22 protein-coding genes are annotated in these 24,918 nt (G+C 58.4%); 10 read left to right on the top strand and 12 right to left on the bottom strand.

Going from position 1 to position 24,918, the window contains the following annotated elements; translation table 11 throughout:
- Positions 1-175: 175 nt before the first annotated feature.
- Positions 176-1,963, bottom strand: coding sequence for an aspartate--tRNA ligase (aspS, locus tag FY156_04155; GenBank protein UXS00742.1), 1,788 nt, complete (start codon positions 1,961-1,963; stop codon positions 176-178).
- 80 nt (positions 1,964-2,043) lie between these two features.
- Here aspS and FY156_04150 point away from each other — a divergent pair, with 80 nt between their 5' ends.
- The 4 genes from FY156_04150 (at position 2,044) to FY156_04135 (ending at position 7,425) form a co-directional block, all read left to right on the top strand.
- On the top strand, positions 2,044-3,441 hold the full coding sequence (locus FY156_04150; protein ID UXS03015.1) for an MFS transporter: 1,398 nt from the start codon (positions 2,044-2,046) through the stop codon (positions 3,439-3,441).
- A gap of 83 nt (positions 3,442-3,524) precedes the next feature.
- On the top strand, positions 3,525-4,676 hold the full coding sequence (gene rnd, locus FY156_04145; protein UXS00741.1) for a ribonuclease D: 1,152 nt from the start codon (positions 3,525-3,527) through the stop codon (positions 4,674-4,676).
- 247 nt (positions 4,677-4,923) lie between these two features.
- Entirely contained in the window at positions 4,924-5,970 is a 1,047-nt protein-coding gene (locus FY156_04140; protein UXS00740.1) for an adenylate/guanylate cyclase domain-containing protein, read from the top strand.
- A 96-nt stretch (positions 5,971-6,066) separates the two neighbouring features.
- A complete protein-coding gene (locus FY156_04135; GenBank protein ID UXS00739.1) occupies positions 6,067-7,425 on the top strand; it encodes an esterase-like activity of phytase family protein in 1,359 nt (452 codons plus the stop codon).
- A gap of 90 nt (positions 7,426-7,515) precedes the next feature.
- Here the strand turns inward: FY156_04135 and FY156_04130 are convergent, their stop codons facing one another.
- The 6 genes from FY156_04130 to FY156_04105 form a co-directional block, all read right to left on the bottom strand.
- Positions 7,516-7,824 carry a hypothetical protein gene (locus FY156_04130; protein ID UXS00738.1) on the bottom strand — a complete coding sequence of 103 codons (309 nt, stop codon included), beginning with the start codon at positions 7,822-7,824 and terminating at the stop codon, positions 7,516-7,518.
- On the bottom strand, positions 7,821-8,231 hold the full coding sequence (locus tag FY156_04125) for a hypothetical protein (GenBank protein UXS00737.1): 411 nt from the start codon (positions 8,229-8,231) through the stop codon (positions 7,821-7,823). Before FY156_04125 ends, FY156_04130 begins: the two co-directional genes overlap by 4 nt.
- Before the next feature lie 335 nt (positions 8,232-8,566).
- Positions 8,567-10,090, bottom strand: a complete 1,524-nt coding sequence (ppx, locus tag FY156_04120) for an exopolyphosphatase (GenBank protein UXS00736.1) — start codon at positions 10,088-10,090, stop codon at positions 8,567-8,569.
- Positions 10,087-12,285 carry an RNA degradosome polyphosphate kinase gene (locus FY156_04115; protein UXS00735.1) on the bottom strand — a complete coding sequence of 733 codons (2,199 nt, stop codon included), beginning with the start codon at positions 12,283-12,285 and terminating at the stop codon, positions 10,087-10,089. The genes ppx and FY156_04115 overlap by 4 nt, the downstream gene beginning before the upstream one ends.
- 79 nt (positions 12,286-12,364) lie before the next feature.
- Complete coding sequence (locus tag FY156_04110; GenBank protein ID UXS00734.1) at positions 12,365-13,078, bottom strand: hypothetical protein; 714 nt, start codon at positions 13,076-13,078, stop codon at positions 12,365-12,367.
- Between the two features lie 3 nt (positions 13,079-13,081).
- Positions 13,082-14,221: an AI-2E family transporter gene (locus tag FY156_04105; GenBank protein ID UXS00733.1), complete on the bottom strand. Its 1,140-nt coding sequence runs from the start codon at positions 14,219-14,221 to the stop codon at positions 13,082-13,084.
- A 201-nt stretch (positions 14,222-14,422) separates the two neighbouring features.
- Here FY156_04105 and FY156_04100 point away from each other — a divergent pair, with 201 nt between their 5' ends.
- The 3 genes from FY156_04100 to FY156_04090 all read left to right on the top strand — a co-directional run bounded on the left by FY156_04100 (position 14,423) and on the right by FY156_04090 (position 17,077).
- Positions 14,423-15,211 (top strand): class I SAM-dependent methyltransferase, encoded by a 789-nt coding sequence (locus tag FY156_04100; GenBank protein UXS00732.1) that lies wholly within the window; start codon positions 14,423-14,425, stop codon positions 15,209-15,211.
- A gap of 127 nt (positions 15,212-15,338) precedes the next feature.
- Complete coding sequence (locus tag FY156_04095; GenBank protein ID UXS00731.1) at positions 15,339-16,412, top strand: phosphoribosylformylglycinamidine cyclo-ligase; 1,074 nt, start codon at positions 15,339-15,341, stop codon at positions 16,410-16,412.
- Positions 16,409-17,077: a phosphoribosylglycinamide formyltransferase gene (locus FY156_04090; GenBank protein UXS00730.1), complete on the top strand. Its 669-nt coding sequence runs from the start codon at positions 16,409-16,411 to the stop codon at positions 17,075-17,077. The genes FY156_04095 and FY156_04090 overlap by 4 nt, the downstream gene beginning before the upstream one ends.
- A gap of 62 nt (positions 17,078-17,139) precedes the next feature.
- Here the strand turns inward: FY156_04090 and FY156_04085 are convergent, their stop codons facing one another.
- The 3 genes from FY156_04085 to FY156_04075 are packed head-to-tail and all read right to left on the bottom strand — an operon-like array spanning position 17,140 to position 20,585.
- Positions 17,140-17,760 carry an NUDIX domain-containing protein gene (locus tag FY156_04085; protein ID UXS00729.1) on the bottom strand — a complete coding sequence of 207 codons (621 nt, stop codon included), beginning with the start codon at positions 17,758-17,760 and terminating at the stop codon, positions 17,140-17,142.
- 26 nt (positions 17,761-17,786) lie between these two features.
- Positions 17,787-18,383 (bottom strand): NUDIX domain-containing protein, encoded by a 597-nt coding sequence (locus tag FY156_04080; GenBank protein ID UXS00728.1) that lies wholly within the window; start codon positions 18,381-18,383, stop codon positions 17,787-17,789.
- Positions 18,384-20,585, bottom strand: coding sequence for a molybdopterin oxidoreductase family protein (locus tag FY156_04075; protein UXS03014.1), 2,202 nt, complete (start codon positions 20,583-20,585; stop codon positions 18,384-18,386).
- Between the two features lie 28 nt (positions 20,586-20,613).
- Here FY156_04075 and rlmJ point away from each other — a divergent pair, with 28 nt between their 5' ends.
- Positions 20,614-21,477: a 23S rRNA (adenine(2030)-N(6))-methyltransferase RlmJ gene (gene rlmJ, locus FY156_04070; protein UXS00727.1), complete on the top strand. Its 864-nt coding sequence runs from the start codon at positions 20,614-20,616 to the stop codon at positions 21,475-21,477.
- A 3-nt stretch (positions 21,478-21,480) separates the two neighbouring features.
- Here the strand turns inward: rlmJ and FY156_04065 are convergent, their stop codons facing one another.
- Positions 21,481-22,428 (bottom strand): UPF0104 family protein, encoded by a 948-nt coding sequence (locus FY156_04065; GenBank protein UXS00726.1) that lies wholly within the window; start codon positions 22,426-22,428, stop codon positions 21,481-21,483.
- Positions 22,429-22,629: 201 nt separating this feature from the next.
- On the opposite strand from FY156_04065, the gene FY156_04060 reads away from it, so the two are divergent.
- Positions 22,630-23,388, top strand: a complete 759-nt coding sequence (locus FY156_04060) for a ribonuclease (GenBank protein UXS00725.1) — start codon at positions 22,630-22,632, stop codon at positions 23,386-23,388.
- A 19-nt stretch (positions 23,389-23,407) separates the two neighbouring features.
- Positions 23,408-24,004 carry a glutathione S-transferase gene (locus FY156_04055; GenBank protein UXS00724.1) on the top strand — a complete coding sequence of 199 codons (597 nt, stop codon included), beginning with the start codon at positions 23,408-23,410 and terminating at the stop codon, positions 24,002-24,004.
- 85 nt (positions 24,005-24,089) lie between these two features.
- On the opposite strand, the gene FY156_04050 is transcribed toward FY156_04055, so the two are convergent.
- Positions 24,090-24,746 (bottom strand): porin family protein, encoded by a 657-nt coding sequence (locus tag FY156_04050; protein ID UXS00723.1) that lies wholly within the window; start codon positions 24,744-24,746, stop codon positions 24,090-24,092.
- Positions 24,747-24,918: the final 172 nt, after the last annotated feature.

Here is a 24,918-nt window from a genome sequence, read left to right as displayed (position 1 = left end):
GGATTCGGATGCACCTTTGAATTGTGAAAAGGGATTTCGACTGATTGCGTACCAAATCTGGTTCAACCAGCGGTAAATTTGCGGCTTTTCTGGCATCAGCCAAAAACAACAAGGGCCGGCGTTTCCGCCAGCCCTCATCAAGATCTTTTTTACGGCGCATCGCGCGCCGTAAACCTTAGTCCTTCTTGGACGGTACGACGCGCAGCGCCAGTTCGCGAAGCTGCGTCGGCGTTGCCGGCGACGGCGCGTTCATCAGCAGATCCTGTGCCTGCTGGTTCATCGGGAACAACGTGATTTCACGCAGGTTCTTGGCGCCGACGAGCAGCATGACAACGCGGTCGATACCGAATGCGCAACCGCCGTGCGGAGGAGCACCGTACTGGAACGCGCGATAGAGACCGCCGAAACGCTCTTCAACGTCGTTCTGGCTGAGGCCGACCTTTTCAAACGCCTTGACCATCAGTTCCGGCGACTGGTTACGGATCGAGCCCGAAGCGATTTCGAAGCCGTTGCAAACCGCGTCGTACTGGAAAGCCTTGATCGAAAGCGGGTCGTCGCCTTCCAGCGCTTCCAGGCCGCCCTGCGGCATGGAGAACGGGTTGTGCGCAAAGTCGATCTTCTTTTCGTCTTCGTTGTATTCGAAGAACGGGAAGTCGACGATCCAGCACATTTCAAAACGGTCGCGGTCGATCAAGTTCAGTTCGTCGGCAGCGCGGGTACGCGCTTCACCAGCAAACTTGTAGAACTTGGCCGGATCGCCAGCCACGAAGAAGCAGGCGTCACCGGCTTCGAGGCCGAGCTGCGTGCGCAGCGCTTCGGTGCGTTCTTCGCCGATGTTCTTGGCGAGCGGGCCGGAGCCGCCGATCTTGCCGTCTTCTTCTTTCCAGAAGATGTAGCCAAGACCAGGCTGACCCTGCGACTGCGCCCAGGCGTTCATGCGGTCGCAGAATGCTCTGGAGCCGCCGGTCTTTGCCGGAATGGCCCAGACCTGAACCTTCGGGTTGGACGCGATCATGTTCGCGAAAACCTTGAAGCCAGAACCGTCGAAGTGTTCGGTCACGGCTTCCATGATGATCGGGTTACGCAGGTCCGGCTTGTCGGAACCGTATTTACGGATCGCTTCGTCGTAAGGAATGCGCGGCCACTGCTTCGTCACCGGCTTGCCTTCGGCAAACTTCTCGAACACGGCCGTCATCATCGGCTCCATGGTTTCCCAGACATCTTCCTGGGTCACGAAGCTCATTTCGACGTCGAGCTGATAGAACTCGCCCGGCAGACGGTCAGCACGCGGGTCTTCATCGCGGAAGCACGGTGCGATCTGGAAGTAACGGTCGAAACCGGCAACCATCAGAAGCTGCTTGTACTGCTGCGGTGCCTGCGGCAGCGCGAAGAACTTGCCTTCGTGGATACGGCTCGGCACGAGGAAGTCGCGCGCGCCTTCCGGCGAAGAGGCGGTCAGAATCGGCGTGGTGTATTCGGCAAAACCAGCGTCGCCCATGCCGGTGCGCATGGCGGAGATGATCTGCGTGCGCTTGACGATGTTCTTGTGCAGGGTTTCGCGGCGCAGGTCGAGGAAGCGGTACTTCAGGCGTACGTCTTCCGGGTATTCCGGCTCACCGAAGACCGGCAGCGGCAGTTCTTTGGCAACGCCGAGAACTTCGATTTCCTGTGCGTAGAGTTCGATCTCGCCAGTCGCCATGCCCTTGTTGACGGTGTCTTCCGAACGCGCCTTGACCAGGCCGTCGATGCGGATGACCCATTCGCCACGTACGGTTTCGGCAACCTTGAAGGCAGGGCTGTCGGGATCGGCCACGACCTGCGTGATGCCATAGTGATCGCGAAGGTCGATGAAGAGAACGCCGCCATGATCTCGGACGCGATGAACCCAGCCGGAAAGACGAACAGTCTCGCCGACATGCGACTTGCGGAGAGCGGCACAGGTGTGGCTGCGGTAACGATGCATTTTGTTATCCTGAAACATAGCGGCGATCACACGAATGGATCGCGTATCTAAATCGGGCGGAAAAGCGCATGACGCGCCTGATTTGTCAAGGCAAAGCGGAATATTGTCGCGTATCGCGCTGTCTTTCAGCGTATTACACGGTTAAGTATGGTCTATCTGCAATCTCTGCCGATCTCAAATCATATCCGCCTGCCGGTGCCCCACGCATGAACCAGATCAGACCGCTTATTCCCCTGCTGATTACCGCCGGCATTCTGATCGGAGGCAACGGGCTTCAAGGAACCTACATTGCGCTGCGCGGCCTTTCGGAAGGTTTTTCCGCCAGCACCATCGGCCTTATCAGCGCCGCCTACAGCATGGGATTCGCCCTCGGCTGCATTTCCGTGACCCGGCTTCTGCGCAAGGTCGGCCACATCAGGACCTTCGCCACGATGGCGGCGGTGGCATCGGCCGCGTCCATCGCCATGCCGCTGATCATTCATCCGCTGTTCTGGATGTTGATGCGCTTCATCATCGGCATCGCAGTCGCCTGTCTTTTTGCAGCGATCGAAAGCTGGATCAATGCGCAGGTCACGAATTCGAACCGCGCGCGCACGCTTTCCATCTACCGTTTCGTTGACCTTGGCTCTGTGACGCTCGCCCAATACGTTATCCCTCTGGCGGGTATCGAAGGGCCGATCGTGTTTTCACTGATCGCCATGGCGCTGTCACTGTCACTGGTGCCGATCTCGCTTGCCGACAAATCCAATCCGGCACCACCGAAGCAGATCCCCTTCAATCTCTTTGCGGTCTGGCGCATCTCGCCGCTTGCCGTGGTTGGCTGCGTTGCCGTTGGTCTCAGCATGGCGGCGTTCCGCAACATCGGTCCGATCTACGGTGAACAGATCGGACTTTCCGTGACCTCGATTGCAACTTTCATGAGCGCCGGGATCATCGGCGGCGTGGTGCTGCAATATCCCCTCGGCGTGTATTCCGACCGCTATGACCGGCGCATCATCATCCTTGCAACCACGGCCGGTTCGGTCGTCGTCGGCCTGTTCCTGGCGCTGTTTGCCGGCACGGACGAGTGGAGCAACATCATCGGCGTCTTCATCTTCGGCGCCTTTGCGCTGCCGCTTTATTCGCTGAGCTCCGCGCATGGCAACGACCATGCCAAGGAGGGAGAACATGCCATGGTGTCGGCCGGGCTATTGTTCTTCTGGTCGGTCGGCGCGACGATGGGGCCGTTGATCGCTTCGGTGCTGATCGACGCGTTCGGGCCAAAGGCGTTGTTCGCTTATACGGCGGCGATACAGATCGTTTTCATTGCCTACACGATCCACCGGCTGCGGGTGCGCGAAGGCGTGCCGGTGGAAGAACGCAACTGGCGCTTCCGCTCGTTACTGCGCACCTCGGCCTATTTCCAGAAACTGGCAACCCCCGGACGCCCCAAAGACGACAGCGAGAAGCCACATTCGCCGGAGAAAAACGATCCTTGAGACCGGAAAAGCGGCCTTTGTATTGACATGCGTGCGGCAAAGGGAAAGTAAGACGAATACTTTTCCAAGATTGGCCAATAACAATGATTGAAACGACTGCCGCCCTCGCCGAAGCCTGCAAGGAACTGGCGAAATCGGAATTCATCACCATCGATACGGAATTTCTGCGCGAGACGACATTCTGGCCGGAACTGTGCCTCGTGCAGATGGCAAGCCCGACGCTGGAAGTGCTGGTCGATCCGCTCGCCAAGGGTATTGACCTTGCGCCGCTGTTCGAACTGATGGCCAATCCCAATGTCGTCAAGGTCTTCCACGCCGCGCGGCAAGACATTGAAATCATCTATCATTTGGGTGGCCTCATCCCTCACCCGATCTTCGATACGCAGGTCGCCGCCATGGTGTGCGGCTTCGGCGATTCGATCTCCTACGACCAGCTCGTGCAGAAGATCAAAAACGTCCAGATCGACAAGTCCTCGCGCTTCACCGACTGGAGCCGCAGACCACTGTCGGACAAGCAGCTCGATTATGCGCTGGCTGATGTGACCCATCTGCGCGACGTCTATCTGGCGCTGAAGGCCGAACTTGAACGCGAAGGCCGCTCGCTGTGGCTGACTGAGGAAATGAACATCCTCGAATCGCGCGACACCTATGACATGCACCCCGACGATGCCTGGCTGAGACTGAAATCGCGCCTGCGCAAGCCGACTGAACTTGCAACGCTGAAGTTCGTGGCCGCCTGGCGGGAGCGCGAAGCACGCTCGCGCAATGTGCCGCGTTCGCGGGTTCTGAAGGACGATGCCATTTTCGAAATCGCCCAGCAGCAGCCGAAGGACACCGAGGCGCTGTCACGCCTGCGCACGATCCCCAAGGGCTGGGAGCGCTCGTCTTCCGGCACGGCCATCATCGAAACGGTTAATGCCGCCTTGGCCCTGCCGCGTGAAGAAATGCCGAAAGCACCGCGTCATACGCACTCTCCGGAAGGATCGGGGGCGGCAGTCGAACTGTTGAAGGTTCTGCTGAAACTGACGGCGGACAAACATGGTGTCGCCGCCAAGGTTCTCGCCAACAGCGATGACCTCGACAAGATCGCAGCAGAGGGTGAAAACGCCACAGTTGCGGCCCTTTCCGGCTGGCGGCGTGAACTGTTCGGCGACCTGGCGCTGAAACTCATCAATGGCGATGTGGCACTTCGCTTCGTCAACAAGAAGGTCGAAACCGTCGATATCGGCGGATAAAACACTGCCCAGCATACGCAACGGCCGGTCAGAACGGTTCGTTGCGAAACATTTCTGGCGTCTATCGGAAGCTCTGGAAGGGTCGTTGCGGCATCATGGCAACAGCCCTGCCAATCCTTTTCCCGACCTTACCGAAACGTCACTTTTTGCGGCGCTTTTTCCACATTAATGTCGCATATCATCGGGAAGAGGTGTCGCCGGACGAACCCGGCGAGTCTTTCGCTTTGTTGCAAGATCAAGAAACACAATGAGAAAACTGCTGCCAATTCTGGATTACGTGGTGCTGTTCGTTGCCGTTGCCGGCAGCGGCGTCGCATACGCGTTCCTGGAATATGGCGGTGGTGCATTCATTGGCGCGACCTATGCGCTGTTTGCCTGTGCACCGATTCTGGCGTTCGAACGCGGTTACATAATGCCGGGACTTGCCCGACGGGTCAGCGCCCTGCCAACACCGGTCTATATCGCCATCGGTTTTCTGATCTATGCGGTCCTGGTGTTCTGCGGCTTCGGGCTTGGCGGCACGATTCTCTGGGCAAGCGGCATCTTTCCGGGCACCTGGCGACGGGCCGTTCATGCCGAGCTACAGACCCTTGTTTTCACACTCGTCGTTTGCGGCATCATCGTCTTCATCATGCGAGTGCGCGAACTGCTCGGGCGTGACATCTTCACCGACCTCATTCTCGGCCGCTACCGTCGTCCGGTGAGCGAAGACCGTGTCTTCCTGTTCATCGACCTCGTCGGCTCGACCTCCTTCGCGGAAACCAACGGTGACCTGAAAGCGCAGGAGTTCCTCGGCGAAATTTTTGCCACCTATGCCGCGCCGGTCCGGAAATTCGGCGGCGTCATCGATGATTATATCGGCGACGCGGCCATCGTTACATGGCCCTACCACCTTGCCGTTCGGCGCGCAGCCTGCATCAATTGCGTCTTCGATATTCTGGGCGCCATAGAAGACAAGCGCGATCTTTGGCTGAAACGATTCGGCGAAGTGCCGCGCTTGCGCTTTGCCATTCATGGCGGCCCCGTCATCACCGCCGAAATCGGCGTCGACCACCACAAGATCACCTATTTCGGCGATACGGTGAACACAACCGCACGGCTTGAATCGCTGAGCAAGATGCTGGGGCATCCAATCCTGATTTCTGCCGATCTCGCTCACCAGATCGTGCTGCCGAAAGGCGTGCGCAGCGAGTATCTGGGCGAACACGCGGTCAAGGGACGCGGCCAGACGCTGGGTGTGTGCACGCTGAGCAAATATCCGGTCGCGGTCTCGCAGGTTGCTATCGCAAGCTAAATTCATCAAAGCTTCAAACTGAGATCACCTGACTGTCACATGCCGCCCCTATCGGATCGAACCTGTCTCAACAGGTCTCCGAGGGGGTTCTTCACCATGAAACATATTCTCGTCGCTTCTTGCGCTGTTCTCGCGCTGGTCGGCACGGCCAACGCCGCCGAAAAAGAGTTTCCGGCAAAGCTGGTTTCGCATGCCATCCTGCCGGCCAAAACGATCATTGCAGCGCCAGCCGATGCACCGGAGCATCTGAAGACGTCGGCAAAATTCACGACCTCCGACCGCAAGCGCGCCGAAGGGCTTGAGACGGTTCCCGGCCAGGACGGCGTGCGCCCGACCGGCCTTTCCATACCTTTCAACGGTCAACCGATGCAGGGTTTTTCCGGGATCAAGGCCATGGATGACGGCACGTTCTGGAGCCTCTCCGACAACGGCTTCGGCTCGAAGCTCAATTCGAGCGACGCGATGTTGATGCTGCATCACCTGAAGTTCGACTGGGATCAGGGCAAGGTGAATGCGCTTGAAACCGTGTTCCTGTCCGACCCGGACAAAAAAGCCCCCTTCCCGATCGTCATGGAAGGTTCGGACAAGCGCTATCTGACCGGCGCCGATTTCGACGTCGAGTCCATTCAGCCCGTTGCTGACGGCTTCTGGGTTGCCGAAGAGTTCGGCCCATACGTTCTGAAATTTACCCGCGACGGCAAACTGACCGACGTTATCGCCACCAAGGCAGGCGACATCGATGTCAAGTCTCCCGACAACCCGATCCTGACCCTGCCAGGCAACCCGACCCAGAAACTGCCGGGCTTCAACCTGAAGCGTTCGGGCGGCTTTGAAGGCATGGCCATGTCCACGGACGGCAGCAAGCTCTACGGCCTGCTGGAAGGGCCGCTCTACAACACCGACGGCCAGGTGGAAAAGACCGAAGACGGCGCAACCGGCCTGCGGATCATCGAACTTGACGTCGCGTCGAAGAAGTGGACCGGCCGTACCTGGTTGTACCCGCTGGCAGAAGGTGGCGAAGCCATCGGTGACTTCAACATGCTGGATGCGACCACGGGTCTCGTGATCGAACGCGACAACGGCGCCGGCACCGCCGACAAGGCTTGCGCCGACCCGAAGAAACCGGAAGTGACCTGCTTTGCCGTGCCTTCCAAGGTCAAGCGCATCTACAAGATCGAATTCAACGACACCAATGTCGGCAAGGCAGCCCGCAAGATCGGTTACATCGATCTCCTGAAGATCGCCGATCCTGACAACAAGAAGCGCCAGGGCGGCGGCGAAGGTTTCTACGACATGCCGTTCGTGACCATCGAGAACGTCGACCGCGTCGACGCCACGCACATCATCGTCGGCAACGACAACAACCTGCCATTCTCGGCAGGCCGTGCACTCGACAAGGCTGACGACAACGAGTTCGTCCTGCTCGAAGTCAAGGAACTGCTCGAGGCAAAATAAGCCTTTTACCGCAGATCTGAAACGAAGCGCCCGGCACAGAGCCGGGCGTTTTGTTTTGTACCGGCCAACGTCGCTCAACGAAATTCGGGCTTAATCGTCATAGTCGAGCTGCAGATGATATGACCCATCCGGCTGCAGCATGAAAACGAAACGCGACCATTTTCCCCGGCCCTCCTGCTGCAAGCCGTCGCGCAGTTCCACCAACCGGTCATGGATGATTTCGTTGTCCTCATAGGAAGGAACGAAATAATTGCGCTCCTTGTCCGTTGTCGGATAGACGAACAGCAGATCACTGTAGCCCTCACCCATTTCTCCTTCGATCCACGCTTTCAGCCAACCGGCCGGTATGTTCCCGAGCAGATGACGGGCGATGATTGCGTAGGGATCAGCGTCTGTCATGTCTGCCTTCCGGCCTTGTCGTATTGCCCGAGATAGTTCTGCAGACGCGCGGCCTTTGCGGCATCCCACTTGCCAAGGGCGCGTTTCGGTTCGTCATGGCTGAAACGAAAACGGAAGCGGTCATCAGGTTCGATGGTCAGGTCGAAACCGGTGATCTCGTCACCGGCCTCGTGTCGCTGCGCATAAAGTGCCAGCATGGCGTCCTGTCCAGCGGCGTCGATGGAAAACGGGTGTTTGGCCGATTGCCCATCTTCAGCCCGCACAATGGCGAAACTGACTGTGCTCAGCGAATAATCGTCTTCATCTTCGGCGATTTCGGCATCGATGAAAATCTGCTCCCAGCCGTCGACACCAATGCAGGGAACGACGGTTTCGACCACCCGTGTCTGAGCGGATATGAAGTCCATACGGCAACTCCTGTCGTTGATGCCTTGTCCAAGACTTTGGCTCGCTGCATCTTTGGGGAATGTCGTGGATACTCAACGGCAAGCGCGCTTCATCTGTACGCCGCGCTTACGTGGTCAAAACAAGGATAAGACGAGAAGCGAAAGCGGCAATCTGGCCATGCTCTCCTCTATCGTCCTCCAACGATCCCCCTGGATATAACTTCAGGTTTTTGTCTGATTTTTGTCAACCCATAGACGTATAAATCGCTGTCGTATGCCTGACCATGAAACGAATGAGGCGCCGGTTGAAACCGACGCCTCATCGATGTGATGGGATATGAAAAAGTGCTGGCGCGTTATTCGAACACGAAAGCCAGGCGCTTGCCTGTCAGTTTTGCCAGTTGCTGAAGGCGGCCATCGAGGCGTTCACCGGCGAAGTCGCAATAGTCATGCGGCACGACAAATTCCAGATCGATATCGGGATTGTCGGATTTGCGGAATTTCAGGTGATCGACCACGCCGGGCATCGATGCCGAGAACAGGTAAACCACGCGCAACAGACCACCGAGAAGCTTTGCTAGCTCCAGGAAGCGGTCGCCGGCGACGCTTGCCAGAGGCTGCGTCGTGCCATTGTCGTTCAGCCCTTCGAAGCGGTAATAGTTGGCAAGGGCGATATAGGCACGCCCCGGATGACTGATCGCAACGAAGGACGAATGGGCGATGATGTTGAGCGCCTGTAGCCCGCGATAATCCGGATGGGCGCGCCAGCTTATGTCGGCCAGAAGGCAGGCAGCCTGGCGGTAGCGGCTTTCTTCCTCTGTCTCGTCGATGCCGAAAACCGGAAAGGTCCGACCGCTCCAGTCTGCGAGTTCGCGGGCGTGTTCGGGCGAACGTGCACGCAGAATTGCCAGTTCGTCGGCTGTCACCAGCAAAGGATCGGAATCGCGGTCCGTTTCAGACAGCAGGGAGTAGAGATAACCTTCACGTACGCCCTGAGCGGAGAAGGCAACCTTGGACGGTTTCATGACCTTGAGCACTTCGCGCATGGCGATGGCGCCGAACGGCAGCAACGAGCGACGGTTCTTGGAGACCGCCTGCCATGCCGGGTCCTTGCTGTCCTTGGAGGTAACGACCTCGTCCAGAAAGCGCAGCATTTCATCGAGCGGAAGCTCGTAACCCTGCATCATGTGCAGCGGGTAACCGGTGATTTCCATGTGCAGCTTGGCAATGTTTCGCCACGTGCCGCCAACAGCGTAGAAAATTCGTCCTTCGCCAGCGGCGAGAAGATCCGCTGAAGACTTGACGTGCTTTCGGGCAATCACGGTCGCCTTCTCAAGCGAACCGTTCGACTGTTCCGACAGTCGCAAGCCACCGAGCGGCAGGGTTATGCCCTCACCGCAGCTCTTGCCCTTGATGTCGATCAGTTCCAGAGAACCGCCGCCAAGGTCACCGGCAATGCCATCGGGATTATGGAAACCGCTGATCACGCCGTATGCGGAATAAAGCGCTTCCTTTTCGCCTGACAGTACCTCGATCTCACAACCAAGGATGGCCTCGGCCTCACGAATGAAATCAGGACCGTTTTCCGCCTCGCGTGCGGCAGCCGTTGCCAGAACGTAAAGCTGCTGCGCCTGCGCCTGCTCGGAAAGCTTGTGAAAACGGCGCAGCGCCAAAAGAGCGCGGCTGACACCTTCCTCGTGCATACGCCCGGTCAGGGCCAGCCCTTTGCCAAGGCCGCACAACACCTTTTCGTTGAAAAGGACCGCCGGAGCGCGCGAAAGACCTTCATAGACGACGAGGCGAACGGAGTTCGAACCGATATCTATAACGGAAACGGGGGCAAGGCCGGTCAGCCGCCCCTGTGCTTCTGATCGTGTCATTCAGCCTGTTTCTTGCGGGACGAAATCAACCCGGCTATCAGTTTAGGCGCACTGGATTTCAAGGCTTCACCACGTCCGGAAAGGCTGGGATTGGTCATGAAATAGTGCTGCGCGTTGAACGGTTCCTCGCCCTTGCGCACCTCAATGCGCCTGGACGTTCCGTCGGCAAGTATCTCGTAGCTCTGCTGATTGTCAATCAAATTGCCCAGCATAATCTGTGAAAGAACCTGCTCGTGAACGGTCGGGTTCGTCAACGGAACCAGTGTTTCAACACGTCTGTCGAGGTTGCGCGGCATCATGTCGGCAGAGCCGATATAGACCAGCGCCTTGTCGGATGGCAGGCCGTAACCGTTGCCGAAGCAGAAGATGCGGCTGTGTTCGAGGAAGCGGCCAACGATCGATTTGACGCGGATATTGTCAGAGAGGCCCGGCACCTGCGGACGCAGGCAGCAGATGCCGCGTACCACCAGATCGACCTCGACGCCCGCAGCGCTCGCACGGTAAAGCGCATCGATGATCTCGGGATCGACGAGCGAGTTCATCTTCATCCAGATTGCCGCCGGCACACCGCTCTTGGCGTGCTCGATTTCCTCGTTGATGTGCTTGAGGATACGCGGGCGCAGCGTATAGGGCGAAACGGCGAGCTTCATGCCCTCTTCCGGCTCTCCATAACCCGTGATGAAGTTGAAGATGTTCGCCATGTCATGGGCGATCTTCGGGTTACAGGTGAAGAAGGACAGGTCCGTGTAGATCTTCGCCGTGATCGGGTGATAGTTGCCGGTGCCGAGGTGGCAATAGGTTCTGAGCTTGCCATCTTCACGGCGCACGACCATCGACATCTTGGCATGTGTCTTGAGTTCGATGAAGCCAAAAACGACCTGCACGCCGGCGCGCTCTAGGTCGCGCGCCCAGCGAATGTTCGCCTCTTCATCGAAACGGGCCTTCAATTCCACAAGCGCCGTCACCGACTTTCCAGCTTCCGCCGCGTCGATCAGGGCACGCACGATGGGGCTGTCGTTTGAGGTGCGATAAAGCGTCTGCTTGATGGCCAGAACTTCCGGATCGCGCGCGGCCTGAAGCAGGAACTGCACGACAACGTCGAAGCTTTCATAGGGGTGGTGGACCACCATGTCCTTTTCGCGGATCGCGGCAAGGCAATCGCCCGCATGTTCGCGCACACGCTCCGGGAAACGGGCGTTGTAAGGCGCAAACTTCAGATCGTCGCGCGGCGCCTTGACGATTTCCGAGATGGTGTTGAGGGCCAGAAGGCCCGGCAGAACGGCAACGCGGTTGTCAGGCACGCCAAGTTCATGCACGACGAACTGGCGCAGCGATTGCGGCATTTCGCTATCGGTTTCGATGCGGATCACCGAACCGCGACGGCGGCGCTTCAGCGCGCTTTCGAAGAAGCGCACCAGATCTTCGGCCTCTTCCTCGACTTCGATATCGCTGTCACGAATGATGCGGAACGTACCGAAACCACGCACCGTGTAGCCGGGATAAAGACGGTGAATGAACAGGCCGACGACATCTTCAAGCGTGATGTAACGAATGGCGTTCTTGTCATCCGGCAGGCGGATGAAGCGATCGAGCGCTGGCGGCAGGCGCAGCAGCGCGGTCATCGGCTCGCGGCCGTTGACGCTGTCGAGCTGCAGGCCCATCGAGAAGCCCAGGTTGGGAATGAACGGGAAAGGATGCGCCGGATCAATGGACAGTGGCGTCAGCACCGGGAAGATGCGCTCTTCGAACTCGTTTTCCAGCCATGTGCGATCGTCATCCGAAAGCGCTGCGGGGCGAACGATGAAGATTTCTTCCTTGGCGAGATATTGTTGCAGCACGGCGAGCGAAGCCTGCTGCTCCATCTGCAGATTATCGATTTCTTTCAGGATGTCTTCGAGCTGTTCGGCCGGGGTCTTGCCATCCGGGGTACGGATGGTGATCGACTGGCGTACCTGACCTTCGAGGCCTGCAACGCGCACCATGAAGAATTCATCGAGGTTCGCAGCCGAAATCGACAGGAAGCGCAACCGCTCCAACAGCGGATGATCGGTGTTCAGCGTCTCTTCGAGAACGCGGCGGTTGAACTGGAGCCAGGAAAACTCGCGGTTGATGAACCGTGCCGGGCTATTCCAGAGATCCTCGCCCTCGTTCAGCGTCTGCACCATGTTCATGCTTTCCTGCCCTGCCGCGTCCATCCGATTCCCCAATTTCGTGATTGTGCCACTGCCCGTATAACAGTTTGACGACGGAACTGTGACAGTTATTCAACAGCCATCAGTCGGGCTCCGGTCCGCTGCCAAATGCATTGAGAACCTCGGCAACCAGCGGACGCGTGATGCGTGTTGCCCGCGACAGCGCCAGCCGGTCGATCCTGTCGACAATGGTCTGCGCCGTATCGAGCGAACGCTCCATGCGGTTGACGATATAGGCGATCAGTTTGTCGTCCATATAAAGCTGCCGGTCGGCAAAAAGCTTCATCAGCACCTGGCCCAGCAACGCCTCGTCAGGTTCCCCGATTTCCACGACGGTGGCCGCTTTCAGACGGGAGCGCAAATCCGGCAGCGTAACCTGCCACGCGGAAGGCCAAAGACGGCTTGTGACCAGAAGTGCCGTACCGTGCTGGCGTACGCTGTTGATGACGTGGAAGAGTTCGGTGTCGTCAAACCGGCGGCGGTCGGCATCTTCGAAAAGCACCGGCCCGGCCTGCGCCAGCCGCGCTACATCCGCACCCGTTTTCGGATAGATTTCCTGAGCGCCGCTGATATTTTTCCAGATATTCGCCAGATGCGACTTGCCGGAGCCTGGCGGCCCGGCCAGCACCACGACGGGCGACGGCCAGTTTGGCCATTCATCAACCAGGCTGACGGCAGCCTCCAGAGGCGCGGACACAAGAAGGTCGTCCCGTCCGAGCGCGGACTGGTGCGAAAATACGAGCGGAAGCTGCTCGGCGCTCAGCCGGGCGTTATCGGTTTTAATTGGGTCAGTCATCGATCAGCTCTGAGAATCGCTCTTTTCCTGGGGCACTTCCTGTTCCTGCCAGGGAAAGTTTGCGCCATGCCCATGGTAAAGATCGCTCTGAAGATATCGCGACAAGGCGAAGCGGACAAGCACACCCACGGCCGCAGCCGCCGGAACCGCCACGAGCAGGCCGACAAAGCCAAAAAGCGCACCGAAAGCAAACAGCGCAAACATCAGCCAGACGGGATGCAGACCAACGCTGCTACCAACCAGTTTCGGCTGCAGAATATTGCCCTCGATGAACTGCCCGGAGAAAAACACCACCAGTGTCAGAACGACATAGATATAATCCGGCCAGAACTGCACGACGGCCACGCCGACCGCAAGAATGAGACCGACCATCGAGCCGACATAGGGGATGAAACTGATAAGGCCGGAAAAAAGGCCGATCAACAGTCCGAAATTGAGGCCGACCAGCGACAGGCCGACGGCGTAATAGACACCCAGGATAAGGCAGAGCGAGCCCTGCCCGCGCACGAAACCGGCAATGGTCTTGTCCATGTCGCGGGCGATCTGACGCACCGTATGGACGCTGTCGCGCGGTATCCAGCTATCCACCTTGTCGATCATGCGGTCCCAGTCGAGCAAGAGGTAGAATGCAACCACCGGCGTGACGACCAGAAGCGAAACGACATCGACGAGCGACTTGCCGGAGTTCCAGATCTGCGTCAGCAGCGTTCCGATAAAGCCGGCACCTTCGGCCAGAAGCTTGGAGAAGTTCTCCTTCACCGCATCGATCTGGCTGCTGACCCAATCGGGCAGAAGGTTGGTGTCGGCACCTGCAATAAGCTGCTGCAGGGACGAGATATATTGTGGAATGCGGGTGATGAACTCCGATGCCTGCGCCACGACCAGCGGAATGATGATGATCAGCGACAGCGCAAACAACAGCACGAAGGAAATGAGAATGACGACCGTCGCCATCATTCTGTTCAAACCGCGGCGCTCAAGCCAGTCCGCAACCGGATCGAGAAAATAGGCAAGCGCCATGCCCGCCACGAAGGGCAAGAGAATGGAGCTGAAGATCGTCAGAAAAACGATGAAGAGAATAAGCGCGCCGAGCCAGAAGAATACCTGTCGGCGAAGATTCGTACCGCTTACATGTTGCTGCATCCGCTCATCCTCTTGCCGCTCTGCCGTCATCCATCCCGATGGAGATAGGATGCAGGGGCGCGCATGGTCAAGACCGCGCGCCTCAACGAGCGCGCTCCTCCACGGTTGTCGATAAACCATCGGTTGACCGCCATTGAATATTAGATAAGTATTACGCAAGTAATTTCGTGTTCAGCGATCGTTGTTGGCCTGGGGGAAACAATGCAAAGCGTGAATGAAACCAGCATGGCGGAGCACAATGCTGGACTATTCGACCATCCTGATGTGGCCGCCTGGTATGACAACCAGCAGCTTTATCCGGCCGAACGGATCATCCTTGAACAATTCCGTCATGCCTATGCCGGCAAGCGCCTTCTCGACCTCGGCGTCGGAACGGGCAGAACGACGAAACCGCTCTTGCCACTGGTCGGTGACTATGTCGGCGTGGACCGGTCGCAGCCCATGCTGGCGCTGGCTCGGCGCAACTTTCCCACAGCAACCTTTCTCGACATGGACGTGCGGGCCATCGGCGAGTTCGGCGAAGCGCGGTTCGACTGCGTGCTTGGCGCCCTCGCCATCCTCAGCGCGTTCGGCCACGTGGACCGGCTGTCGATCATTCATTCTGCGCGGAAAATCCTCGCACCTGGCGGCTACTTCATCTTTTCCTTCCACAACAGAAACTGGGCGCGTGCCGGCGGCATGCCCCTGCACGCCCGTTCCTGGCGGCCGCGTGAGGTGGTGAACTCGTTTCACCCGCAAAGCTGGCTGAACTATCTGCGCCTGCAACAACAGACGCACAAGACGGAAGAGTATGCCATTCTGGTCGATCAGGCACATCGGTGGAGTGGCCTGTTCTATTTCATCGATCTGGCCAACCAGACGCGGCAACTGGAAGCCGCGGGTTTCGAGATCGTTGCCCGTTACGGTGAAGATGGGCGGCCCATCGACGAAAATTCGGACACGTCGCGCGACGGCCTTCTCAATCTCGTTTGTCGCGTCGCCGCGAACTAATCCCGAACAGACGACCGGCGGCAGGCGCAAACCCGTTAAAAACGGGAGCTTTTGCCACTCTTACCCTTGCATATGCCCCCGTCTCATGCGAATGGCGACGCCAACGGAACCAGCGGAGACGAGAGCCATGAGCCAGTCGGGCAAGAACGGTCTTACCTATAGTGACGCAGGTGTGGATATCGACGCCGGCAACCTGATGGTCGAGAAGATCAAACCGGCGGTACGCTCGACGCGGCGCCCGGGTGCGGATGGCGAAATCGGTGGCTTCGGTGGCCTGTTCGACCTCAAGGCAGCCGGCTTTACCGATCCGGTTCTGGTTGCGGCCAATGATGGCGTCGGTACCAAGCTCAAGATCGCCATCGACGCAGACTACCACGATACGGTCGGTATCGACCTCGTCGCCATGTGCGTCAACGACCTCGTCGTTCAGGGCGCAGAACCGCTGTTCTTTCTCGACTACTTTGCCACCGGCAAGCTTGACCCGGATCAGGGTGCGGCCATTGTTTCCGGTATTGCCGCTGGCTGCCGCGAGTCCGGCTGTGCGCTGATCGGCGGCGAAACCGCCGAAATGCCAGGCATGTATTCGGATGGCGATTATGACCTTGCCGGCTTTGCTGTCGGCGCTGCGGAACGTGGCCAGCTTCTGCCTGCGGGCGACATTGCCGAAGGCGATGTCATTCTCGGCCTCTCCTCTTCCGGCGTTCACTCCAACGGCTTCTCGCTGGTTCGCAAGATCGTTTCGCTGTCCGGCCTCGGCTGGGATGCACCGGCGCCCTTCGCCGACGGAAAGAAGCTCGGCGAAGCCCTGCTGACACCAACACGCATCTACGTAAAGCCGCTATTGAAGGCGATCCGCGAGACGAGTGCCTTGAAGGCTCTGGCGCACATCACCGGCGGCGGCTTCCCGGAAAACATTCCGCGCGTTCTGCCGAAGCACCTTGCCGCTGAAATCGATCTTGCTTCGATCAAGGTTCCGGCAGTCTTCTCGTGGCTCGCCAAGACGGGCGGCGTAGAAGCAACCGAAATGCTGCGCACCTTCAACTGCGGCGTCGGCATGATCGTTGTCGTCTCGGCAGAAAATGCCGAAAAGGTCACGGACGTACTGACCGCTGAAGGCGAGACCGTCTTCCCGCTCGGCCGTATGGTTGCCCGCGCTGAGGGCGCACACGGCACGATCTACAAGGGTACGCTCGGCCTATGACAAGCCCTGCGTCCTCGGCCGCTCGCAAGCGCGTCGTCGTCTTCATTTCCGGCGGCGGATCGAACATGCTCTCGCTTGCGAAAGCCTGTCAGGACGCGGACTTTCCGGCGGAGATTGCCTGCGTGATCTCCGACAGGGCATCGGCCGGCGGACTGGCCAAAGCGCAAGCGCTTGGCATTCCAACCCTTGCCTTCGAACGGAAGAACTACACCAGCAAGGCCGAACACGAGGCCGCCATTCTGGCCGCACTCGGAGAGATCGCTCCCGATATCATCTGCCTTGCGGGCTACATGCGCCTGATCTCCGGCGACTTCATCAATCCGTACGAAGGCCGGATCATCAATATCCACCCTTCCCTGCTGCCACTGTTTCCCGGTCTGCACACGCATCAGCGTGCCATCGACAGCGGCATGAAGGTGTCCGGTTGCACCGTACATTTCGTGACTGAGGGCATGGATGAGGGTCCGGTCATCGGTCAGGCGGCCGTGCCGGTTCTGGCTGATGACACGGCCGACACGCTGGCTGCACGCGTTCTGACCGTCGAGCATCAACTGTATCCGCTGGCGCTCAAACATCTTGCGGAAGGCAAAGTGCGTATGGAAAACGGCCGCGCCATCAGCGAAGCCGGCAATACGGATGCGACGGCACTCATCGTCTCGGCGTGAAGCATCGCTTCACACCGGCCACACATTACAACTGAAAAAGAGCTCTTGAGCCCACATTGCCCTCAGCGCAACTGCTGACGGTTGAGCATCGCCCATTGCAGCAGAATGATCGTCTTGGAATCGGTGATCTCACCGGAAGCGATCATCGAGAACGCCTCGTCCAGCGTGTAGGTCAGAATTTCGAGATCCTCACCTTCTTCGTCCAGACCGCCGCCCTCACCCGCCCTGACGTCAAGATCGATGCGGGCAACGAACAGGCTGACCTTCTCCGTCAGGGTGCCGGGGCTGGCATACATGTCGAAGAGATACTGCACCTTTTCAACCGCATAACCGGATTCTTCCATCGCCTCGCGGCGTACGGCCTCCGCCGCGTCGTCGTCGTCCAGCAGACCGGCGGGAACTTCGATCATGAACGCCGGATCGCCGTTGACGAAGACGCCGGGGCGGAACTGGCGCACCATCACCACGCTGTCCCGCGACGGATCGTAAAGCAGGATGGCTGCGGCCGTGCCGTGATCATGAACCTCGCGGGTGATGCGGATAACCTTACCATCCGGCATGCGCTGATCGAAGATGAGCTTCTGCATGTGCACGAAGCCCTTCCAGACAGTTTCCTTTTCGACCAGGCGAACCCTGTCTTCATCGCTGACTACGACAGACGAGCCGATAGCTGAACCGTGCATTCGAAACTCCGTTGGCAATCAAATCTTCAGGCGCTGAGCGAGGTGCGGTTAAGGGCCGCCCATTGCAGCAGCATGATCGTCTTTCCGTCGCAGATATCGCCGTTTTCTATCATTTTCATGGCATCGGTTAGCGGAATTTCCACGACCTCGATATCCTCGCCCTCATGGGCCGCACCGCCACCTTCTTCGGCCTGATCGGAACTGTCGATGACGGCGGCAAAGAAATGCACAATCTCCGTCACCGATCCTGGCGACATGAAGGATTTGAAAAGGAAGCGGACATCCTTCAGCAGATATCCGGTTTCCTCCATGACTTCGCGACGGATGGCTTCGGCAGGGTTTTCACCATCGAGAAGACCGGCTGGCGTTTCAAGAAGCCAGCCGTGATAGCCATTTACATAGGTGGGTACACGGAACTGACGCACGAGCACGACCGTATCGCGGCGTGGATCGTAAAGCAGGATCGTCGCGCCATTACCGCGATCATAAGCCTCGCGCTTGTGGATCTTCGTCTCGCCCCTGGAATCGGTATAGCGATAGGTGATGTTGCGCAGGTGATACCAGTTGTCCGAAAGGGTTTCGTCCTTCAGGATTTCAATCTTCACAGTCTCGAATTTCGACATTCAGCAGTCTTTCCGCAGCCAAACCTTGTTGTCGTGGAACGCCGCGCCGCCATAGGGAGCAACGGCATCGGCACCGGTCAGGACATTGATGCCCTCACCGTCCAGATGCGCCTTGTTGGGCCACAGCCCCTCGGCGATCACCACGCCCGCTCGCGCACCCTCAACGATCCTGGCGTGGAGGCGAACCTCACCCCGGCCATTGCCGATCCGCACGATATCGCCTTCGCCGATATCGAGGCGGGACGCGTCCTCGGGACAGATCATCAGTTCGGGACGACCTTCTTTCTGCACGGAGGTCTTGGTTTCCGCGAAGGTGGAGTTCAGGAAGTTGCGGGCGGGCGATGTCGCCAGCCGGAAGGGATGATCTGCATCGGCGGTTTCGATGACATCGACCTGATCCGGGAACTTCGGAAACTCTCCGACAGGGCCCATGACACCGATACTTGCCGGCGGTTTGTCCGGCGCCGGCCCATTCACCCAATCCGGGCTGAAACGGAATTTGCCGTCCGTATGGCCGAAGCCTTCGAGATAATGCGCGACCTCAAAGGATGGCTGCGCATCGATCCACTTTTCTTCGGCAAGGTTGTCGAACGTGCCCCAACCGCTTGCCTGCAGGATACGGTCGACATGTTCGCGTGCCGACAGCCCAAAACCCGGCATGTGATCGACGCCGAGACGCTTTGCCAGTTCCTCGATGACGAAGAGATTGGTACGCACGGTTTCGGGTGGGTCGACCAGTTTCGGGCCGAGCAGAATGTGGTTCTGCCCACCAGCACGATAGAGATCGTCATGTTCGAGGAACATGGTGGCGGGCAGGACGATGTCGGCGACCTCGGCTGTCTCGGTCATGAATTGCTCATGCACGGCAACGAAAAGATCATCGCGCAGGAAGCCCTGCTTCACCAGCCGCTGCTCCGGCGTGACGTTGACCGGGTTGGTATTCTGGATGAGAAGCGCTGTTACCGGACCACGATGGCGCAGCGCTTCGGCGTCGCCCGTCAGAATGCGGCCGATCTGCGACTGGTCGAGCTGGCGAACTTCGGGATCGGCATAGGCGGTGCCCATCAGCTCCGTCTTGTTCAGACGGAAGATCGCACCATTGTTGTGGAACGCGCCGCCGCCTTCATATTGCCAGGAACCAAGGACCGTGGAGATGGACAGCGCCGCGTGCATGGCGATAGCGCCGTTGCGCTGGCGGGCAAAACCATAACCGAGGCGGAAAAAGGTCTTCTTGGTCGCACCGACGAGGCGTGCGAAATCCTCGATCTGGTCAACGGAAAGACCGGTGATTTCAGCAGCCCATTGCGGCGTCCGCGTTTTCAGGTGCGCTTCGAGACCGGCCGGATCGTCGGCAAACTTCGCCATATAGGCGCGGTCGGCGTAACCGTCGCGGAAGGCAATGTGCATGACGGCGCAGGCGAGTGCGGCATCCGTACCCGGCCTGACGACAAGCTTCATATCCGCCTGTTTCATGGTTGGATTGTCGTAGATGTCGACCACGACGATCTTTGCGCCACGTTCCTTGCGCGCCTTTACCGCATGGGTCATGACGTTGACCTGGGTGGCGACCGCATTGGTGCCCCAGATCACCACCACATCGGCCTTGGCCATTTCGCGCGGGTCCGGGCCGCGCAACGCTCCGGTGCCCATGACGTAACCGGTCCAGGCCATGTTGGTGCAGATCGTGCCAAAGAAGCCGGAATACTTCTTGGCGTGGCGCAGGCGCTCGATAGAATCGCGCTGCACCTGCCCCATGGTTCCGGCATAAAAATAAGGCCAGACCGCTTCCGCACCGTGTTTCGCTTCAGCCTTGATAAAGGCATCCGCGACTTCATCCAGCGCTGCTTCCCAGGAAATCTCCTGCCAGTCGCCCGCACCCTTGGCGCCCTTGCGGCGTTTCGGGGTCATCAGACGGCCGGGATGATAGATACGCTCGGAATAGCGCGCCACCTTGGCGCAGATCACGCCTGCGGTATAGGTATTGGAATTGGCGCCGCGCACCCGGCCAATTCGGCCATCGGCATTGATGTCGACCTCCAGCGCACAGGCGCTCGGACAGTCATGGGGACAGACGGTATGGCCGACGCGTGTAGCATCTGCCTGAGTTTTGGCGGAAATCGGGGTCGCAACGTTCATATCTTTTGTATATTGCAACAACGGAGCGGCCAAAAGACCGAAGTGACGCTCATCAAGAATATTCATCCTGATCATCGGCAAGCGAGATACCTCCATGAACTACCGCCATATCTACCACGCCGGCAATTTCGCGGATGTCCTCAAGCACGCCGTGCTGGCGCGGCTGGTGCGCTACCTGCAAAACAAGGACAAGGCGTTCCGCGTGCTCGACACGCATGCGGGCATTGGCCTCTATGACCTTTCGAGCGAAGAGGCGCAAAAAACCGGCGAATGGCAGACCGGCATCGGCAAGCTGATGGAGGCTGATCTGCCGCCGGCTGTCGCAGACCTTCTGGAGCCCTACCTCACCGCCGTGAAGGAACTGAACCCGGAAGGCGGCATCCAGTATTATCCCGGCTCACCGAAGCTGGCACGCATGCTGTTTCGCCCGCAGGACCGCCTTTCTGCGATGGAACTGCATCCTGACGATTGCCGTGCGCTCTCGCGTCTTTTCGAAGGGGACTATCAGGCACGCGTCACCGAGCTGGACGGCTGGCTGTCGCTTGGCGCGCATCTGCCGCCGAAGGAAAAGCGCGGCCTCATCCTGGTCGATCCGCCATTCGAACTCGAAAACGAATATCAGCGCCTGGCCGACGGGCTGAACAAGGCCTATCGACGTTTTTCGACCGGCACCTATTGCCTGTGGTACCCACTGAAAAAAGGCGCGCCGATCAGGGATTTCCACGAACGCCTGCAATCCTTCGACATTCCGAAAATGCTGTGCGCCGAACTGTCGGTCAGAAGCGATCGCCTCGATGGTCTTAGCGGTTCGGGTCTGATCATCGTCAACCCGCCCTACACGTTGAAGGACGAGTTGCACACGCTTCTGCCGGTTCTCAAAACCATCATGGCGCAGGACCGTTACGCCTCGCACCGCGCATTCTGGCTGCGCGGCGAGGAAAAAACCGACGACAGATAAGGGCTATTTCAGCCCTTCTTCCCTCTGTGCTGCGGCAAGTTGCGATCGTTCGAAGAACAGGATGACGAACAGTCCCAGCACGAAGGGAACGATGAGGTAAAACAGGCGGAAGACCAGCAACGCCGCGATGACATCAGCCGGGTTCATATCCGGCAAGCCGGTCACGAACACCAGTTCCAGTACGCCCAGTCCGCCCGGTGCGTGGGAAATCAGCGCCGCCGAAAAGGAAATCAGGAATATCCCGAGAATGATCATGAAGCCGGGATTACCTGCCTCGGGCAGTGCAAAATAGATGATGCCGGCCGCACCGATCAATTCGATCGGCCCGATGACCAGTTGCTGCGCCACCAGCCGTGGTGCGGGATAGGGCAAGAAGAACGAGCCAATCTTGAGTGGCTTCAGCTTGAGCAGGCTTCCAAGCACATAAAGACCGACAACGAGGAGGAGAAGAACACCGGTCGTGGTCGACGCCTCGACCGGCAGGATGCCCGTGAAGCGTTCGGTGATATCGGGCTCATAGAGAAGCACGAGGCCGATCAGCATGATCGTACCGATGACGAAGGTGAAGGAGCAAAGCCCGACAAGCACGCCGACCTCTCCGACCGTCAGCCCCTTTGAGGTGTAAGCCCGGTAACGGACAACGGCACCGGAGAACACGGACGCACCGACATTGTGGGACAGGGCATAGGTGGTGAAGGACGTCAACGTAATGAACAGCCAGTTCACCTTGCGTCCAAGGTGCTGGAGAGCAATACGATCATAACCGGCAAGTGCTGCGTAAGCAACCAGTGTCGAAAGACCGGAGCATATCCAGTCCTTGGCACTGATGGCCGTAAGACTATCCCACAAATCGTCCAGCGAGAGACCGCGCAATTCGTGGTACAGCAACCACGCAGAAAAACCGATCGTTGCAAGGCCCACGACAGGCCAGATGTACTTCTTCAACTTCATGCGGCCATGCCCGCCAAATTCCTCCAGTTTCCCCGATTTATTCATCGTTTTTGGGAGATTCGACAGACCTTATTCTTTATGGCCGACGGCTTTCAACCTTTTCATCAGCGATTGTCGGTTTGCCTCGTTCACAAGTTGATGTAAGACCCTAGACGTTACCAAGCCATGCGGTCGCCAGCCTTCCGGAGAACGTGCCTACCCATGAAACGTTATGCCGGTTTCATCGCTCTTGGACTGTTATCGCTTGCGGCTTTGTGGTGGACACGGCAAGACCAACCTGTCCGCACGCCTGCTACACCCACCCCTTCTGCCGAGACGCGCGCGAGCGCACCAGCCGGCACACAAAACAGGCAGCCCTCCGGCGGCACCAGAGCGTCGGTTCCGGTCGGCACCGGCTTTGATTTCTATGTTCTTTCTCTCTCCTGGTCGCCCGCATTCTGCGCCGGTGCGGATGGTTCCGGCAATCGCCAGCAATGTGGCAGCGACAAGCGCTTCGGCTTTGTCGTGCATGGCCTGTGGCCACAGAACGAAAGCGGTTATCCCGAATTCTGCAAGAGCAATGAGCCGGAGCGCGTGCCGGATGCTCTCGGGCGGACAATGTTCGACATCATGCCATCGATGGGCCTGATCGGCCATCAATGGCGCAAGCATGGCTCCTGCTCCGGCCTTTCGCAAAAAGAGTATTTTGCAATCACGCGGACAGCCTTCGAGGCCGTGACGTTGCCCGCAACAATTTCTTCGGGCGCACGAGCGACAACGCTCTCGGCAGACGCCATCGAAACCGCGTTCACCGACAGCAATCCGGGCATGTCCAAACGCGGCATTTCGATCAGTTGCGATGGCAAGCGCCTTGAAGAAGTGCGCATATGCCTGAACAAGGACATGAGTTTCCGCGACTGCCCGGAACTTGACCGCAAGGGCTGCCGCGCCAGCACCACCGAAATCATTCCCATACGTTAACCCTTAACAGGATCAGACCATGGAACTGCTTTATTCGCCCGCCTCGCCCTACTCCGCCAAAGCGCGGATGGCAGCGCGCCATCTCGGCCTAGATATCACGGCTGTCCGGGTTGACACCAACGCCGAACCTGCGACGCTGATGGACAACAATCCGCTCGGAAAAATTCCGGTTCTGCTGCTCGACGACGGTGGTTCGGTCTATGACAGCATTGCCATCATGCATTATCTCGACCGTCTGTCGGGTGGAAAGCTTTACCCCAAGAAACATCAGAAACGCACGGATGCGGAAGTTCTCGAAGCACTGTGCGACGGCATCATGGATTGTCTGCTTGCCATCGTTTACGAGCGCCGCTTTCGGCCGGAGGAAAAGGTCCACCAGCCGTGGATCGACAAGCAGTGGAAAAAAGTCGTCCGCGGACTAGACTATCTCAATGCCAACCTGCCGAAGACAGGCAAGAAGCTGCATGGCGGCCATTTCGCCCTTGCCGCGATGATAAGCTATCTCGACCTGCGTTTTGCTGGCGAATGGGCCGAAGGCCGCAAGAAACTGGCAGCATGGCCGGAAAAATTTGCCAAGCGTTTTGAAGCCTATGACGAGATCAAGGCTGCCGCCTGATACGTCCTGGTCTTGATGCGACATTCGGAAAACAAAAAAGCCGGGGCGTAAACCCCGGCTTTTCCAATTGATGATCCGATAAGGATCAGAACTTGACGCCGATACCGGCCTTGACCGAGTGGTCGTCATAACCGCGCGAGAAGGCGCCAGAGTCGAGGCTGTAGTCCTTCTTCTGGTAATCGCTGTAGCGGTATTCCAGACGAGCGGTGATGTTGTCGGTCACCATGGCTTCTACACCTGCACCAACAGTGTAACCGAGAGCGGTTGCGCTGTCCTTGGAGGTCGCGTCACGGACCTTGTTGTCAGATGCTGCGAGACCAGCCGTACCGTAAACCAGGAACGGGTTCATGTCGTAACCAACGCGGGCACGGACCGAACCGTTTACGCCCTGCTTGCCTTCAACAGCGTTGCCTGCAACCGTACCGGCAGAGCCACGCTCGTCGCCGAGGTTAACGTCAGCTTCCGCACCGTAAACGATCTGGCCGTTCTGCCAGTTGTAACCACCGTACAGACCGCCGCCAGCGCCCTTGGCGTCACGACCGTCGTTGCTGGAGCTGAAACGGCCCCAATCGTAGTTGACCGTACCACCGAGGTAAGCGCCGGACCAATCCTTGACCGGTGCTGGCTGGTCGTAAGCGACCGGTGCCTGCGGCACTTCATTTACGGCGTCCGCAGCATGAGCGGCAGAAAAGGCCGCTGCGGCCATGGTCGAAGCCATCAGGGTTGCTACGAAAATACGCATGCTATTCTCCTTTCAAGACCGCGCTGCACTCAAAACATACGTTTTTCAGACACGGCATAAATCGTCGGGTTAATCGCCCCTCTGGAAACTGAATTTGATAGGAGAATGAGGAAATCAAAGAGCCAAAATGTGAATTGTTTGGGGCAGTGGCGTGACTAGAATTTGACGTTGC

It is taken from the genome of Agrobacterium tumefaciens, from assembly GCA_025559845.1.
Classification (GTDB): domain Bacteria; phylum Pseudomonadota; class Alphaproteobacteria; order Rhizobiales; family Rhizobiaceae; genus Agrobacterium.
Note: the sequence above shows the minus strand (reverse complement) of the source record. Positions and strands in the feature narration are given on the sequence as shown.

What these genes read in the sequence shown, in the direction of transcription:
- aspS (UXS00742.1), bottom strand. Translation starts at nt 1,963, where the DNA reads ATGCATCGTTACCGCAGCCACACCTGTGCCGCTCTCCGCAAGTCGCAT.
- rnd (UXS00741.1), top strand. Translation starts at nt 3,525, where the DNA reads ATGATTGAAACGACTGCCGCCCTCGCCGAAGCCTGCAAGGAACTGGCG.
- FY156_04140 (UXS00740.1), top strand. Translation starts at nt 4,924, where the DNA reads ATGAGAAAACTGCTGCCAATTCTGGATTACGTGGTGCTGTTCGTTGCC.
- FY156_04135 (UXS00739.1), top strand. Translation starts at nt 6,067, where the DNA reads ATGAAACATATTCTCGTCGCTTCTTGCGCTGTTCTCGCGCTGGTCGGC.
- FY156_04130 (UXS00738.1), bottom strand. Translation starts at nt 7,824, where the DNA reads ATGACAGACGCTGATCCCTACGCAATCATCGCCCGTCATCTGCTCGGG.
- FY156_04125 (UXS00737.1), bottom strand. Translation starts at nt 8,231, where the DNA reads ATGGACTTCATATCCGCTCAGACACGGGTGGTCGAAACCGTCGTTCCC.
- ppx (UXS00736.1), bottom strand. Translation starts at nt 10,090, where the DNA reads ATGACACGATCAGAAGCACAGGGGCGGCTGACCGGCCTTGCCCCCGTT.
- FY156_04115 (UXS00735.1), bottom strand. Translation starts at nt 12,285, where the DNA reads ATGGACGCGGCAGGGCAGGAAAGCATGAACATGGTGCAGACGCTGAAC.
- FY156_04110 (UXS00734.1), bottom strand. Translation starts at nt 13,078, where the DNA reads ATGACTGACCCAATTAAAACCGATAACGCCCGGCTGAGCGCCGAGCAG.
- FY156_04105 (UXS00733.1), bottom strand. Translation starts at nt 14,221, where the DNA reads ATGCAGCAACATGTAAGCGGTACGAATCTTCGCCGACAGGTATTCTTC.
- FY156_04100 (UXS00732.1), top strand. Translation starts at nt 14,423, where the DNA reads ATGCAAAGCGTGAATGAAACCAGCATGGCGGAGCACAATGCTGGACTA.
- FY156_04095 (UXS00731.1), top strand. Translation starts at nt 15,339, where the DNA reads ATGAGCCAGTCGGGCAAGAACGGTCTTACCTATAGTGACGCAGGTGTG.
- FY156_04090 (UXS00730.1), top strand. Translation starts at nt 16,409, where the DNA reads ATGACAAGCCCTGCGTCCTCGGCCGCTCGCAAGCGCGTCGTCGTCTTC.
- FY156_04085 (UXS00729.1), bottom strand. Translation starts at nt 17,760, where the DNA reads ATGCACGGTTCAGCTATCGGCTCGTCTGTCGTAGTCAGCGATGAAGAC.
- FY156_04080 (UXS00728.1), bottom strand. Translation starts at nt 18,383, where the DNA reads ATGTCGAAATTCGAGACTGTGAAGATTGAAATCCTGAAGGACGAAACC.
- FY156_04075 (UXS03014.1), bottom strand. Translation starts at nt 20,585, where the DNA reads ATGAATATTCTTGATGAGCGTCACTTCGGTCTTTTGGCCGCTCCGTTG.
- rlmJ (UXS00727.1), top strand. Translation starts at nt 20,614, where the DNA reads ATGAACTACCGCCATATCTACCACGCCGGCAATTTCGCGGATGTCCTC.
- FY156_04065 (UXS00726.1), bottom strand. Translation starts at nt 22,428, where the DNA reads ATGAAGTTGAAGAAGTACATCTGGCCTGTCGTGGGCCTTGCAACGATC.
- FY156_04060 (UXS00725.1), top strand. Translation starts at nt 22,630, where the DNA reads ATGAAACGTTATGCCGGTTTCATCGCTCTTGGACTGTTATCGCTTGCG.
- FY156_04055 (UXS00724.1), top strand. Translation starts at nt 23,408, where the DNA reads ATGGAACTGCTTTATTCGCCCGCCTCGCCCTACTCCGCCAAAGCGCGG.
- FY156_04050 (UXS00723.1), bottom strand. Translation starts at nt 24,746, where the DNA reads ATGCGTATTTTCGTAGCAACCCTGATGGCTTCGACCATGGCCGCAGCG.